This is a genomic window from Streptomyces sp. NBC_00631 (assembly GCF_045206895.1).
GTDB lineage: Bacteria > Actinomycetota > Actinomycetes > Streptomycetales > Streptomycetaceae > Streptomyces.
Genome location: NZ_CP107734.1, coordinates 10,191,749 through 10,206,449 on the forward strand (window position 1 = coordinate 10,191,749; position 14,701 = coordinate 10,206,449).

The 14,701-nt window shown below is 71.9% G+C and carries 11 protein-coding genes and 1 pseudogene; 9 read left to right on the top strand and 3 right to left on the bottom strand.

The genetic code is table 11. The features are described from left to right. The first annotated feature begins 29 nt into the window (after positions 1–29). The 5 genes from OHB00_RS45910 to OHB00_RS45930 all read left to right on the top strand — a co-directional run bounded on the left by OHB00_RS45910 (position 30) and on the right by OHB00_RS45930 (position 6,486). On the top strand, positions 30–1,040 hold the full coding sequence (locus OHB00_RS45910; protein ID WP_406444233.1) for an asparaginase: 1,011 nt from the start codon (positions 30–32) through the stop codon (positions 1,038–1,040). A 136-nt stretch (positions 1,041–1,176) separates the two neighbouring features. Beyond that, the gene (aspA, locus tag OHB00_RS45915) at positions 1,177–2,580 is read left to right on the top strand and encodes an aspartate ammonia-lyase (protein ID WP_406444235.1); all 1,404 of its coding nucleotides are present in this window, start codon (positions 1,177–1,179) and stop codon (positions 2,578–2,580) included. Between the two features lie 36 nt (positions 2,581–2,616). Further along, positions 2,617–3,555 (top strand): glutaminase, encoded by a 939-nt coding sequence (locus OHB00_RS45920; RefSeq protein ID WP_406444237.1) that lies wholly within the window; start codon positions 2,617–2,619, stop codon positions 3,553–3,555. Between the two features lie 187 nt (positions 3,556–3,742). Next, entirely contained in the window at positions 3,743–5,137 is a 1,395-nt protein-coding gene (gene mptB / locus OHB00_RS45925; protein WP_406444239.1) for a polyprenol phosphomannose-dependent alpha 1,6 mannosyltransferase MptB, read from the top strand. Between the two features lie 8 nt (positions 5,138–5,145). Further along, positions 5,146–6,486 carry a glycosyltransferase 87 family protein gene (locus OHB00_RS45930; RefSeq protein WP_406444241.1) on the top strand — a complete coding sequence of 447 codons (1,341 nt, stop codon included), beginning with the start codon at positions 5,146–5,148 and terminating at the stop codon, positions 6,484–6,486. An 89-nt stretch (positions 6,487–6,575) separates the two neighbouring features. On the opposite strand, the pseudogene OHB00_RS45935 reads toward OHB00_RS45930, so the two are convergent. Both OHB00_RS45935 and rho read right to left on the bottom strand, forming a co-directional pair. After that, positions 6,576–7,421 (bottom strand): annotated as a pseudogene (locus tag OHB00_RS45935) (D-alanyl-D-alanine carboxypeptidase family protein); the annotation flags it as partial. A 139-nt stretch (positions 7,422–7,560) separates the two neighbouring features. Then, positions 7,561–8,712 carry a transcription termination factor Rho gene (gene rho, locus OHB00_RS45940; RefSeq protein ID WP_406444243.1) on the bottom strand — a complete coding sequence of 384 codons (1,152 nt, stop codon included), beginning with the start codon at positions 8,710–8,712 and terminating at the stop codon, positions 7,561–7,563. Between the two features lie 528 nt (positions 8,713–9,240). Here rho and OHB00_RS45945 point away from each other — a divergent pair. From OHB00_RS45945 to OHB00_RS45955, 3 genes are read left to right on the top strand one after another with little or no spacing between them, the layout of a single operon-like run. Beyond that, a complete protein-coding gene (locus OHB00_RS45945) occupies positions 9,241–10,011 on the top strand; it encodes an SDR family NAD(P)-dependent oxidoreductase (protein ID WP_406444245.1) in 771 nt (256 codons plus the stop codon). A 6-nt stretch (positions 10,012–10,017) separates the two neighbouring features. After that, entirely contained in the window at positions 10,018–10,485 is a 468-nt protein-coding gene (locus OHB00_RS45950) for a VOC family protein (protein WP_406444246.1), read from the top strand. Between the two features lie 13 nt (positions 10,486–10,498). Continuing rightward, positions 10,499–12,016: an MFS transporter gene (locus OHB00_RS45955; RefSeq protein ID WP_406444248.1), complete on the top strand. Its 1,518-nt coding sequence runs from the start codon at positions 10,499–10,501 to the stop codon at positions 12,014–12,016. Between the two features lie 75 nt (positions 12,017–12,091). Here OHB00_RS45955 and OHB00_RS45960 read toward each other — a convergent pair whose 3' ends face one another. After that, the gene (locus OHB00_RS45960; RefSeq protein WP_406444250.1) at positions 12,092–13,405 is read right to left on the bottom strand and encodes a cytochrome P450; all 1,314 of its coding nucleotides are present in this window, start codon (positions 13,403–13,405) and stop codon (positions 12,092–12,094) included. 397 nt (positions 13,406–13,802) lie between these two features. On the opposite strand from OHB00_RS45960, the gene OHB00_RS45965 reads away from it, so the two are divergent. Beyond that, positions 13,803–14,699 (top strand): hypothetical protein, encoded by an 897-nt coding sequence (locus tag OHB00_RS45965; RefSeq protein WP_406444252.1) that lies wholly within the window; start codon positions 13,803–13,805, stop codon positions 14,697–14,699. Positions 14,700–14,701: the final 2 nt, after the last annotated feature.

Sequence of the window (14,701 nt, forward strand, 5' to 3'; positions counted from 1 at the left end):
CGTCCCGACTCACCTGAGACCAGGAAGTGATGTACAGCAGTTCCCCCGCGGACGCACCCATCGTCCGTGAACCCCTCCACGCCCCCGTCGCCCACCTCATCCGCGGCGGGGTCGTCGAGGGCATCCACTACGGTTCCGTCGTCGTCCTCGACGCCGGCGGCCGGGTCCAGTTCCAGCTCGGCGACATCGAGGCCGCGTTCTACCCGCGCTCGGCCCTCAAGCCCGTGCAGGCCGTGGCCATGCTGCGGGCCGGGCTGCCCCTCGACGGCGCTCTGCTCTCACTGGCCGCCGCCAGCCACTCCGGCGAGGAGCGGCACCTCGCCGGCACCCGGCGCATCCTCGACCTCGCCGGACTGACGGAGGACGACCTGCGCAACGTGCCCGACATGCCGTACGACCCGGTCGTGCGGGACACCTGGGTGCGGGAGGGCCGGCTGCCGTCGAGGCTCACGCAGAACTGCTCCGGCAAGCATGCGGCGATGCTGTGGACCGCAAAGCTGAACGGCTGGTCGCTGGACGACTACCTCGACCCTGCCCATCCGCTCCAGCAGGCGATCGCCGAGATCGTCGAGGACCTGACCGGGCAGCGGATCGCGCGTACGACCGTGGACGGCTGCGGTGCGCCGCTGTTCTCCATCTCCCTGCACGGGCTGGCCCGCGCGGTGTCGCGGATCGTGTCCGCCGCGCCGGGCACGCCCGAGGCGCGGGTCGCCGACGCGATGCGGGAGCACGCGGAGATGGCGTCCGGCGCGGGGCGTGATGTGGCCGCGCTGATGGCGGCCGTGCCGGGGCTGCTGGCCAAGGACGGCTTCGAGGGCGTCGAGGTCGCGGCGCTGCCGGACGGGCGGGCCATGGCCGTCAAGATCGCCGACGGGGCGAACCGGGCGCGGATCCCGGTGGCGGCCGCGGCGTTGGAGCGGGCCGGGGTTGATCCGGCGCTGCTGACCGACTTCGCAGGTGAGCCGCTTCTCGGCGGTGGGCGTCCGGTCGGGTTCGTGCGGCCCGTTCGTTCGCTGGAGCCGGTTGCGGCTTGCGCCTAGTGGGGCGGGCCGTTTTGTCGTCGGGCGGCTGCGGGCCGGGTGTGGCCGGTCGCGCCCGCGCGGCGGTAGCCGCATGTCAACAGCGCCCCGCGCCCCTTACGGGGCGCTTCACCCTCACTCTCCTGGAAGAAGACCCATGACCACTCGCAGCGAACACGATCTGCTCGGCGACCGTGACGTGCCCGTCGACGCCTACTGGGGTGTGCACACCCTGCGGGCCACGGAGAACTTCCCGATCACCGGCATGCCGATCTCCGCCTACCCGCATCTGATCGACGCCCTCGCCGCCGTCAAGGAGGCCGCCGCCCTCGCCAACGAGGAACTCGGGCTGCTGGCACCCGAGAAGGCCGCCGCCATCGTCGCCGCCTGCCGGGAGATCCGCGGCGGCAAGCTGCACGACCAGTTCGTCGTCGACGTCATCCAGGGCGGTGCCGGCACGTCGACGAACATGAACGCCAACGAGGTCGTGGCGAACCGGGCGCTGGAGCTGCTCGGGCACGAGAAGGGCCAGTACGCGTACCTGCACCCCAACGAGGACGTCAACCTCGGTCAGTCGACCAACGACGTCTACCCGACCGCCGTCAAGATCGCGACCGTGTTCGCGGTGCGCGGGCTGCTGCGGGCGATGGCCGTGCTGCAGGACTCCTTCGGGCGCAAGGCCGTCGAGTTCCGTGACGTGCTGAAGATGGGCCGTACGCAGTTGCAGGACGCGGTTCCCATGACGCTCGGGCAGGAGTTCTCCACCTTCGCCGTCATGCTGGACGAGGACCGCAGCCGGCTCGCCGAGGCCGTGGAGCTGATCCACGAGATCAACCTCGGTGCCACGGCGATCGGGACCGGCCTCAACGCGCCCGCCGGATACGCCGAGTCGGCCCGCCGGCACCTTGCCGAGATCACCGGGCTGCCCCTGGTCACCGCCGCCAACCTGGTCGAGGCGACCCAGGACTGCGGGGCGTTCGTCCAGATGTCCGGCGTGCTCAAGCGGATCGCGGTCAAGCTCTCCAAGAGCTGCAACGACCTGCGGCTGCTGTCGTCCGGGCCGCGTGCGGGGCTCGGCGAGATCAACCTGCCGCCCGTGCAGGCCGGTTCGTCGATCATGCCGGGCAAGGTCAACCCGGTGATCCCCGAGGTCGTCAACCAGGTCGCCTTCGAGGTCATCGGCAACGACGTCGCCATCACCATGGCCGCCGAGGGCGGGCAGCTCCAGCTCAACGCGTTCGAGCCGATCATCCTGCACTCCCTGTCGGAGAGCATCACGCACCTGCGGAACGCCTGCCTGACGCTGGCCGAGCGATGCGTGGACGGCATCACCGCCAACACCGAGGTGCTGCGCGCGACGGTCGAGAACTCCATCGGACTGGTCACCGCCCTCAACCCGTACATCGGGTACACGGCGGCCACCGACATCGCCAAGGAGGCCCTCGTCACCGGCCGCGGTGTCGCCGAACTCGTCCTGGAGAAGGGCCTGCTGCCGGCCGAGCGGCTCGCCGGACTGCTGCGCCCCGAGGTCGTCGCCGGCAACGGCTCGCCCCTCGCCTGACCTGTGGTGCCGCACCAGGACCGGCCCGGAGGCACAATGGTGATCATGACAACGACGTCGTCCCACGCCTTCCTGCCGGTCCTGGAGCGCATCGCCGAGGAAACAGGGCGTACGCCGGGGCGCGGCCGTCCCGCCGACTACATCCCGGCGCTCGCCGCCTGCGATCCCCGCAGCTTCGGCATGGCCGTGGCCGAGCTGGACGGCACGGTCTACGGGGTCGGCGACTGGCGGCAGCCGTTCTCCACGCAGTCCATCACCAAGGTCTTCACCCTCGCCCTGGACCTCGCCCGCGAGGGCGACGAACTCTGGGAACACGTCGGCCGCGAGCCCTCCGGCAACCCCTTCAACTCCCTGGTCCAGCTGGAGTACGAGCACGGCATCCCGCGCAACCCCTTCATCAACGCGGGCGCCCTCGTCGTCACCGACCGCCTCCAGACCCGTACCGGCGACGCGGCCGGCGAACTGCTGGCCTTCCTGCGCGCCGAGAGCGGCAACGCCTCCCTGGACTTCGACAAGGAGGTCGCCGCCTCCGAGTCCCAGCACGGCGACCGCAACGCCGCCCTGGCCCACTTCATGGCCTCCTACGGCAACATCGACAACGACATCCCGGTCCTCCTCGACCAGTACTTCCGCCAGTGCTCCGTCGCCGCCTCCTGCGCCGACCTCGCCCTCGCCACCACCTTCCTGGCCCGCCACGGCATCCGCGCCGACGGCACCCGCCTGCTGACCAGAAGCCAGGCCAAGCAGGTCAACGCGGTGATGCTGACCTGCGGCACGTACGACGCGGCGGGCGACTTCGCCTACCGGGTGGGCCTGCCGGGCAAGAGCGGGGTCGGCGGCGGGATCATCGCCGTGGTCCCGGGGCGGTGCGCCATCTGTGTGTGGAGCCCGGGCCTGGACGAGAGGGGCAACTCGGTGGCGGGGGTGGCGGCCCTGGACAGATTCACGACACTCACGGGTCTGTCGGTGTTCTAGAGACCGATTCTTTTCCTCGCCGCGGCTGGAGCGCCCCTTCAGGGGCGCGGGGAACTGCGCGCTCAACCCCCGCCCACCCGCACCCGGCAACGCACCCGCACGCACAGGTAACAACCAGGCCGCTCCCAAGAAATGGCGCTGTCGTCTCCCGGCCACCCGCCCTTGCCACGCTGACCCAGTGTTGGCCATGGCTTTCCCCGTCGATCTACGCCGCTGCCAGGTACTCGGCCTGGCCGGCACCGCCTTCCTCGCCCTGGGAGGGGAGACAGCCGGCGCCCTGCCCGTGGAGGATCTGCTCGCACCCAGCTCCGTGCAGGCGGCGTTCGGCCTGGTCGGGGTCTACTTCGGCGTCGTGCTGCTGATAGCCGCGTGGCTGTTGCTCGGCCGCCTCGTGCGCGGCACGCAGCCGCCCACCCCGCGGCAGCTGCTGCTGGTCCTCGCCGTCTGGGCGGCCCCGCTGCTGCTGGCGCCGCCGCTGTTCAGCCGGGACGTGTACAGCTACCTCGCGCAGGGCGCGATGGTCGACGCGCACATGGACGTCTACACGTCGGGACCCGCCCAGCTCGGCGGCCCGCTGGCCGACGAGGTCGCGCCGGTGTGGCAGAACACCGCCGCCCCGTACGGCCCCGCCTTCATGGGCGTGGCCTCGCTGCTGTCCGGGCTGACCCGGGGTGAACTCCCGGCGGGGCTCTTCGGGATGCGGCTGGTCGCCCTGCTCGGCGTCGGCCTGATGGCGGCCGCGCTGCCCCGGCTCGCCCGGCACAGCGGCGCCGACCCGGCCGCCGCGCTCTGGCTCGGCGCCCTGAACCCGCTGGTCCTGCTGCACCTGGTCGCGGGCGCCCACAACGACGCGATCATGCTCGGTCTGCTCGGCCTCGGCCTGGTCGCGGCGCTCGGCCGCTGGCCGGCCCTGGGAGCCGTACTGGTCACCCTCGCGGCGCTGGTGAAGGCACCCGCCGCGCTCGGGCTGCTCGCGGTCGTCGTCGTTCAGGCGCGCAAGGGCCGCAGTCCGGTACGGGCCACCCTGACGACGGTGCTCGCGTCCGGAGCGACGACGGTGGTGGCGACCGCCGTCGCCGGGACGGGGTACGGGTGGATCAGGGCGCTCGACACGCCCGTCTCCCCGCACAACTGGGCGCTCAGCAGCCTGCTCGGCCGGGCCACCGGCGCGCTCCTCCAACACCTCGGCAGTGGTCTGGCACCACTCGCCGTCCCGGCCTGGCATCTGCTCGGGCTGGCGCTCACCGCCGTGACCGTGCTGCTGATATGGGTCCGGCTGCGGCCCCGCCCGGTCTACGCCCTCGGCCTGAGCCTGGCCGCGGTCGCCGCCTTCGGGCCGGCGATCCGCCCCTGGTACGCCATCTGGGGCCTGTTCCTGATAGCGGCCGCGGCACCCAGCACCTCGGTACGGCACCGGGTGGCGGCCGTCACCGGCGTGCTCGCCCTCGCCGTGCTGCCCAGCGGCGGCCCGGCGGACATCGGCCAGCTGGTCCTCGCCGTCTCCGGCGGGGTGCTCGGCGTGGTCGTGCTGTGGCAGGCCCACCAGGCCGCGCAGGCCCCGGCCGTGGGGCGTACGGCATGAGGGGCCCGATGCGACCGCGGACCGACCGGGGGAGACTGCTGCTCGTCCTGGGACTCGTCACCGCCGTGACCGTGTTCACGGCCACCGTGCCGCTGCTGCGCGACTGGTTCGACCTGCGCGTGTACTACGGCACGGTGCACACGTGGGTGCATCACGGCGGGCGGATCTACGACTACCGGGTGCCCGGGACGACGTACGGCTTCACCTATCCGCCGTTCGCCGCCGTCGGCATGCTGCCCATGGCGCTGGTGGGGCTGCATCTGGCCATCGTGGCCTCGCTGCTGCTGAACCTGGCCGCGCTGGCGTTCGTGCTGCGCATCCTGGCCGGGCCGGGGTGGCGGCGCCGGGGCTGGTACCGGTGGGCGCTGGTCCTGTGCGCGCTGGCGCTGTTCGAGCCGTTGCGGGACACCTTCAGCTTCGGCCAGGTGAACCTGATCCTGCTCGCCCTGGTCCTCGGGGACTGCTGTCTGCTGCGCAGCGGGCGGGGCCGCTGGGCCGGGGTCGGCGTCGGGCTCGCCGCCGCGATCAAACTGACGCCGGCGCTGTTCATCGGCATGCTGCTGATCGGCCGTAAGTGGCGGGCGGCCGGCGTCGCCACGGCCGTGGCGCTCGCCGCGACCGCTCTCGCGGCCTGGGCCGACCCGAAGGCCTCCCGTTTCTACTGGACGCACGCGCTCTGGGACACCAGCAGGGTCGGCCGGCTCGACTACGTCTCCAACCAGTCGCTGCAGGGCGTGCTGGCCCGGCTCGGCCATCCGGACAAGCCGCTGTGGGCGATCGTGGTGCTGCTGACGCTGGCCGTGTGGGCGTGGCGGACCCGCCGGGCCGTCGCGGTGGGCGACTGGACGTCCGCCTTCGCGCTCACCGGTCTCGCGGCCTGCCTGGTCAGCCCGATCACCTGGGTGCACCACCTGGTGTGGGTGCTGCCGTCGTTCGCGCTGCTGGCCCGCGCCGGGCACCCGCGGATCGCGGGCGCCCTCTACGCGGTGATGTGCACCAGCGTGGTCTGGCTGTGGTTCGACGACGCGTCCGGCATCGACGGGTTCCTCGGCAGCAACCTCTACACCTGGATCACGCTGGGACTGCTGCTGGGCCTGCCGGTCGGTCAGTCCCGTCCGGAGCGCTCGCCCCTGAGCCGCATCGCCAGCGTGACGGCGCCCGCGCCGAGCACCGCGAGAACCGCGACGACGGCGGTCTCCGGCCAGCCGGAGTCGTCCTCGGGTGCCGTGGCCGCGGCCATCGGTACGGTGCTGGGACCCGGGCTTGGCCGGGGCCTGGCCCGCAGACCGTCCAGCGAGCCCACCGGGTCGACCCGTCCGGCCGCCTCGAAACCCCAGTCGAGCAGCTGACGTGCCTCGTCGTACACCCCGCCGTCCTGCGGGTTCATCACCGTGACGACGAGGGTGCGTCCGCCGCGCCGGGCGGCGGCGACGAGGGTATTGCCGGCGTTGCTGGTGTAGCCGTTCTTGATCCCGATCAGGCCGGGGTAGCGCCCCACCCCGTCCTCGCCGGTCAGCAGCCGGTTGGTGTTCTCGATGCCGAACGACCAGCCGGCGCCGTCCGGGAAGCGGGCCTCGGCGGTGGAGCAGTACCGCGCGAAGTCGGGGTTGCGCAGCCCCTCCCGCCCGAACACGGCCAGGTCGAACGCGGAGGAGACCTGCCCCGGTGCGTCGTAGCCGTCGGGGGACTCGACGTGGGTGTCGAGGGCGCCCAGGGCCCGGGCGTTGGCCTGCATCCGGGTGGCGGTGCGGCTCCAGCCCCCGTCGAGTGCGGCGAGGACGTGCACGGCGTCGTTGCCGGAGCTGAGGAAGACCCCGCGCCACAGGTCGGCCACCCGGTAGGTGTGTCCCTCCTCGACGCCGACCAGGCTGCTGCCCTCGGCGACGTCCGCCAGTTCCGCGGCCGTCACGCGGTGCTGGAGGCCCGCGGGCAGGACGGGCAGCACGGTGAGCGCGAACAGGGTCTTCAGCGTGCTGGCCGGCGGGAGTCTGCGGTGGGCGTGGCTGGCCGCCAGCACCTGCCCGGTGCCCGCGTCGGCGACCAGCCAGGAGAGCGCGGAGAGGTCCGGGAGCTCCGGGGCCCCTGGGTGCGGCCGCACCTGTGTGCCGGAGTGGTAGAGCAGCGACGGGCCGGGCACCACCGCCCTCGGGGGCGGGGCCGGGTCCAGCGCCGCGGTGCCGGCGGCGGCCGTGCCGGGCGTCAGCGCCAGCAGGCCCGCCAGGCAGACGGAGCAGGTCGTCACCGCCGCTCGCCGAGGGAATCGGTCAGGGAATCCGATCGTCATATGATCAACGTAGGAATGGGGGCGGTGTCCGGCGCGCTGCCAGGGCCGGTCGGGCGCCCTCAGCAACCCGGATGCCGCACGTCCGGCCGTGGTCGCGGCCCGCCGGAGGGGCGAGCTCCCGGGGCCCGGTGTCCCGCCGTCAGCCCGCGGGCAGGGTCGGCTGCACGCGACGCAGGAAGGTCGCGTTGTCCGGGGTCTCCCGCATCCGCTCCAGCAGCGTCTCCAGGCCGCCGCCCGGGGTGCCCTCGCGGCTCTGCAGGGCCCGGCGCAGCCCGCGTACGGCGGTCAACTCGGCCGGGGGCAGCAGGAGTTCCTCGCGGCGGGTGCCGGAGGGGGCGATGTCCAGGGCGGGGAAGACCCGCCGGGAGGCCAGTTCGCGGTCCAGGCGCAGCTCCATGTTGCCGGTGCTCTTCAGCTCCTCGAAGAAGTAGCCGTCGGCCCGGGAGCCGGTGTCCACCAGGACGGTGGCCAGGATGGTGAGCGAGCCGCCCTCCTCGGCCTTGCGGGCGGCACCGAAGAACCGCTTGGGGCCGAGCAGCGCGCCGGCGTCGACACCGCCGCTGAGGGTACGGCCGTTGGAGGCGGCCGCGTTGTTGTGGGCCCGGCACAGCCGGGTCAGGGAGTCCAGGAGGATGACGACGTCCTGGCCGTCCTCGACGAGCCGCTTGGCGCGCTCGACCACGAGTTCGGCGAGGGCGATGTGCTCCTTGGCGGGCCGGTCGAAGGTGGAGGCGTACACCTCGCCACGCACCGAGCGCCGCATGTCGGTGACCTCCTCCGGGCGCTCGTCGAGCAGCAGCACCATCAGACGGCACTCCGGGTGGTTGCCGGCGACGGCTGCCGCGAACTGCTGGAGCAGCACGGTCTTGCCGGTCTTCGGCGGGGCGACGATCAGCCCGCGCTGCCCCTTGCCGACCGGCGCGAACAGGTCGGCGACCCGTCCGGCGAGCCCGGCTGCGGGATGTTCGAGGCGGATCCGCTCGTGCGGGTTCAGCGGCGTCAGATCACGGAAGTGACGGCGGCCGCGCAGCTCCTCGGGCGTACGGCCGTTGACGCGGGTGACGTCCGTCAGCGTGCGCCGGTCGCCGTGGACGCCCTCGACGAGGTCGCCCTTGCGCAGGCCGTGACGGCGGATCAGCGCCGGCGAGACCTGCGAGTCGGCGGGGGAGGGCAGGCAGTCCGGGGCCCGCAGCCGGCCCTTCCCGCCCGCGTCGATGTCGAGGACACCGGTGACGGGCCGGGTCGCGGCCCGGTCCTGCTGCTGTACTGGGGGTTCGAGTGTGGTGGTCATGAGAGGTGGTCCTTTCGCGGACGGAAGACATGAGTGAAGGGGGGAGTGGGCCGCGAGCGGGAGGGCGTGTGCACAGCCCCCGTGCGGCAGGGAACGGCACCTCGGGAACGACGGGAAAGGCCCAGGACACGAGGTGGTGCTGAGAAGCCGGTGAGCCGGTCGGGAAGCGACGGGCGATACGGCTGGAGGAGTGGAACCGGCACTCGGCGCCCGTAGCGGGGCGCTCACACGTGCTGATCGCACTATACCCGGGGTTCCGGCATCGTCAACCTGACACCGGCCACCGATATTCCCGCCGGTGGTCCGCCCCGGTGGCGTCTGGGGCGTGGCGGTGCATCCCGGCGGGCCGGCCGCTGCGGACCTTCGCCACCGTCCGAGGCATGACCGGCGCCGTCGGCGGCTGAGGCGCATACCAGCCATACGAACCCCCGATGGCGTTTCGCTGACGCATTTCTTGTTCTCGCCATAGGCCCTACCTACGCTGCCACCACCGCACTTCGGCGGCTTGGGACAAGGGACTTGGCAATCATGGGTCGACTGGCCGGAAAAATCGCTTTCATCAGTGGAACGGGGGCCGGAATAGGCCGGGCCGCGGCACAGGTGTTCGCGGCCGAGGGCGCCACGGTATTCGGCTGCGACATCGACGAGAAGAGCGCCGCGGAAACCGTGGAACTCGTCGAGAACGCCGGCGGTGTCATGCGTTCACTGGCGCCGGTCGACCTTTCCACCGAGGCCGGGGCGCGGGAGTGGATCGAGGCCGGGATCGCCGAATTCGGCGGGATCGACATCCTCTACAACAACGCCTCCGCCCTGCGGAACGGCCCCTTCGAGACGATGCCCGCCGAGGACTGGTACTTCACCATCAGGAACGAGCTGGACATCCCGTACTTCTGTACACGGGCGGCCTGGCCGCACATGGTCGCACGCGGTGGCGGCGCCGTCCTGAACGTCGCCTCCGTGGCCGCCGTGCGGGGCGCGCCGTTCATGCCGATGGTGCCGCACGGCGCAGCCAAGGGCGGGGTCCTCGCGATGAGCAAGCACCTGTGCGCCGCCGGTGCCCCGCACCGCATCCGCGTCAACACCATCGCCCCCGGCATGACCCGCACCGCGGCCACCGCGTCCTTCCTCGACGACCCCGACGGTCCGAAGGCGCAGCTGGAGGCGCGGATCCCGGTGGGCAGGGTCGGACAGCCCGAGGACATCGCCCGCGCGGCGGCCTTCCTCTGCTCCGACGAGGCGGCCTTCGTCAACGGCGCCAACCTCATGGTCGACGGCGGCGACAGCGCGATGGCGGGCTGAGCGCGGATGCACGCACGACTCGACCACGTGGGCGTCAACGTACGCGACCTGCCCGCCCAACTTGCCTGGTACCGGACGGCCTTCGGCCTGAAGACCGTCTTCGAGTTCCGACTCGACGGTCCCGGTCTGGCCGGTGTCGTCCTGGAACACCCGCACGGCTGGCGACTCGAACTGCTCGCCAGGCCCGGGTCCGCGCCCGGCCTGAGGGCGCCGGACCCGATGACCGCCGTCCTCACCGAGGGGTACGGGCACTTCGCGGTCACCACCCCCGAACTCGACCCCGTGTACGCCGCGTTGACGGCTCTCGGGGCGGACGAGGTCCTCGCCCCGGGTCCGTCCCCCGAACCCGGGGTGCGGATGGCCTGGGTCAAGGATCCCGAGGGAAATCTCATCGAACTCATAGAGCGCGGCGAACTCGGCGAGCACGGCGAACTCGCCGAAGCCGAAGAGCGCGGCACCACCGTTAACCCGTGAGATGGAGCAGGGAATGACAAACGCTGTGAAAAGACTGGACGTGGGCACGCTCATAGCCTGTTGTCTGGCAGTTGCCGCCGCGCAGCTGTGCATTACCGTCCCCTCGCCCATCAACGGGGAAATCCAGAGCGCGTTCGGAGCCTCCGGATCGCAGGTCGCCTGGGTCACCTCCGCGTTCATTCTGCCCACCGCGATTCTGGAACTGAATTTCGGTGTGGTGGGCGACCTGTTCGGCCGTAAGCGGCTGCTGGTCCTCGGCGGATTCGTGCTGGCGGCCGGCGAACTCCTCAACGCCACCTCCCAGAACATCACCATGCTCTGGATCGGCCAGGCCCTCGCGGGCGTCGGCGCCGCCGCGCTGTTCCCGAGCTCCCTCGCCGTGATCGCGGCGGCGACGCCCGGGGAGAAGGACCGTGCCAAGGCCGTCTCCATCTGGGCGCTGAGCATCTCCCTCGCCTCCGCCGTGGGCCCGCTCTCCTCCGGCATCCTGGCCACGGTCGCCGACTTCCGCTGGGCGTTCGTGCCGCCGGTCGTCCTCGGCCTCGCGGTCGGCATCGCCTGCTGGGCGCTGGTCACCGACTCCAAGGCGCCCGAGGGCCGTGCCCTGGACTGGCCGGGCCAGATCAGCATCGCCGTGGGCCTCACCGCCCTGCTGTGGGGCATCATCGAGGGCGGTGACCGCGGCTGGAGCAGCCCCTCGATCGTCTTCGCGCTGACGCTCGCCGCGGTGGCGCTGGCCGGCTTCGTGATGGCGGAGCGGCGCGCCACCTCACCGATGTTCAACCTGGAGCTGCTGAGGATCCCGTCGTTCGCGGCGGCCGCGGTGGTCGCGCTGACCGGCATGTTCGGTTTCATCGGCACCGCCTACTGCGTCTCCATCCGGCTCGGCGCGGTGATGCACCTCAGCGCCCTGCGCGCCGGCCTGCCCTTCGTGATCCTCCAGTTGATCCCGCTGCTCCTGGCGCCGGTGCTCAGCAGGATGCTCACCCGCGTCGAACCGCGCTGGCTGCTGATGGGCGGTCTGCTGCCGATGGCCGCCGGCCAGTTCTGGATCGCCGCGCTGCCCATCACCACCACCTCGCTGGCGGCCTTCATCGGCCCGGTGCTGCTGCTCGGCGTCGGCTTCATCTGTGTGGTCTCCTCGCTGACCTCGGCCGCCGTGAACGCGGTGCCGATCGAGATGACCGGCATGGCGAGCGGCGCCACCAGCCTGGTCCGGGAGTTCGGGCAGGGCCTCGGCCCGGCCGTGATCAGCACCATCGCGATGAGCGCGGCCTCCTCCGCGCTGGTCGGCAAGCTGAGCGGCGCCGACGCCGGCATGGAGGCCGCGGCCGGACCGCTCGCGGTGGTCAACGCGGGCAGCGGCGGCGCCAGGGCCGCGGCGCAGGACGCCCTCGCGCACGGCATGGCCCTGGGCGTGGTGATCTGCGGCTGCGCCTCGCTGCTCGGCGCGCTGGTCACCCTGCTGCTGGTCCGCAAGAACACCGCACGAGCGGCGGCCCAGGTGCCGGTGCAGCCGGCATCCGCCTGATCCGCAGCACACCGTGAAGGCCGGGGCCCACGCCCCGGCCTTCACGTGCGCGCCGGCCGCGGGCGGCTGCGCCGGCTACTGCGGGCGCGACGAGAAACGGGCCCTGAGGCCCGCTGGTGCGAGTCTGCCCATGAACTCCGGAGCCACCGAGGAGGCGTTCGGCGACTCGATGGCGAAACGTTGCGCGAGCCGCGAAGTGGCCAGCGTGAGCTGTCGCATGGCCAGGGCCGAACCCAGGCAGACCCGAGGCCCGGCACCGAACGGGAGGTAGGCCGGACCGGGCGCCGGCCGCCCGTCCAGCCACCGGGTGGGGTCGAACTCGTCGGGCCGCTGCCACCACCGGGGATCCCGGTGGATCAGGTAGGCGTTGAGAAGCACGTCGTCTCCGGGACCGAGCGACCAGTCGCCGAGCGTCGTCGCGGTGCGGGCGGTGCGGGTCATCAGCCACGCGGGCGGATACAGGCGGAGCGTCTCCCGGACCACCGCCTCGGCCAGCGGGAGCCGTGCCGCCGTCAACGGGGCCGACGACGAGGGGGCGGCGCCGCTCGCCGGTCCGTTCGCCTCGGCGCGCAGATCAACGGCGAGCCGGGGCCGGAGCGCGAGTTCCCACACGACGGAGGTGAGCGCGGCGGCGGGCACCCCGTGGCCGCCCATGAGGATGCTGTGGAGCGTCGACGTCACGGTGTCGTCGGGCATGGCCGGATCGACGGCCAGCAGGAACCCGAGCAGGTCGCCGCGGGGCTCCGCCGCGTTCGACGCGCGCCGCTGCCGGACCATCCCGGTGAGCGCGTCGGTCAGGCGCCGGGAGGCGTGGAAGAAGTGGCGGTGGCGAGGGATCGGCAGCCACGCGGGGAACTCGTAGGACGACTCCGTGAACGGCTGGGTGGCGCGGATGAGCTCGTGCAGCAGGCCGGGGACCTCGGCGGCATCCGCGCCGAAGCAGTACTCGGCCATCGCCTGCGCGGTGAACGCTCGCATCGTGGTGAGCACGTCCACCTCACGGCCGGCCCCCTCGGCCGTCACCGCGTCGAGGATCTCGACGGTCCGGTCGTCGGAAGCGGCCGCCGCCGCGTGATTGAGCCCCGGCCACGTGGCACGGCGTGCGGACATCCACGCGGTGGCCTGTGCGGTGGCCTCGTCGAGGTCCCGCCGCATGTCGAAGGGCGCCAGCTCGGTCACGAAGCCGTTGCCGGTGCGCGCGAGGACGTCATGGGTGAGATCCGGGTCGATCACGAACACCGTCTGCTCGTCGTAGGAGAAGACGTCTCCGTACTCGCGGTGGCAGCGGCGCAGGAATCCGATCCGGTCCGCCTCGTACGCACGGGTGTTGCCCGTCAGCCAGTGCCCGCGCGGGCCCGGCGGCCGTCCGAGCGCTTCGCGTTGTGCCATCCGGCCTCCCCCAGCAGATCGCAGGACCCCTCGTGCGGGATCCTGCGACCGGTGTTCTTCCACTGTTTCCGGTGGACGTGGCCCTGAAGGGAGCGGGGTCGGGCTACCGCAGTTGGTAGGGCCAGTACGGGTAGCGTCCGCTGACCCGCTTCCTGCCCACCAGACGAGCCACCAGGCGTCGTGTCCGTTTCATGAACACCCCCATGCCATCTGGGCGAATATTTGTCCGATCGTGGCATGGTCTCCCAGGGCGGGCAATATGCCGGACCGAGGTTCCCCTGGCAGCGGCGCAAAAACCTGACGGCACGTCAGCCCGGGGTTGTCACGAATGTCCGCAATCCATAACGGTCGTGACTGTCACAGGACTTGGTGTCTGGTTATGCCTTATCTTCACGACATGTCCACGCCACCGCAGCAGCCCGAGTCCACCCCTGAGCCGATGGCTCCACAGTCTCCCGCCGCACCGTCTCCCGCCCCGCCGCCGCCCGGGCAGCAGCCGCTCGCGGTCCCGCCGCAGCCGACCGCCTACCCGTATCCGAACCCGCAGTCGCCACTCCCGCAGAACCCCTACACCCAGCCAGCCCCGCCTCAGCAGCCCAACCCCTATGCCACGCAGCCCGGTTACGGGTACCCGCCGCCGGCCGCGGCATCGCCGACCGGCCGGAACGCGGCCGGGAGAGCCGTGCTGTGGGCCGTCGTGGGCGCGGTGGTCGCCTCCGCCGGCTGGGCGGCCGGACTCTTCCTGACCGGGGGTTTCGGGACCGGCGCCGACCTGCGCGGCTACCGGGCACCCGCGAACCTCTGCTCCAGCGCGGACTACTCGTCGTTCAAGGACGAGTACCCCGTGGACGACTCGGCTCCGACGAAGAACTCGATGAAGGACCCGGCGCTGGACGAGAGTTCCTGCAGCCTCAGTCTCAAGAAGACCAGCTCCAGCTACGGCGACGCCTACCTCTCCCTCCAGCTCGACCTGCACAGGAAGACCGACCCGGCACCGGAGTTCACGGCCACCTGGAAGAACTACGGCGACAGCCACACCGACTACGACGTGACACCCGTGCAGGGCATCGGCGACGAGGCCTACCTGGTCACCCAGGACACCAGCAACGGCTCCACCACCAGCGGCTCGCGATACGCCACCCTCGCGGTCCGGGACGGGTGGATGACGTTCACCATGTACTACAGCGCGTACTTCTCCTCCTACGACAGCGACACCGACCCGCCCAGCCTCGACGACGTGACCGGCTGGCTGAAGACCGACACCAAGTCCACTCTGGAGCAGCTCAAGGACTGACG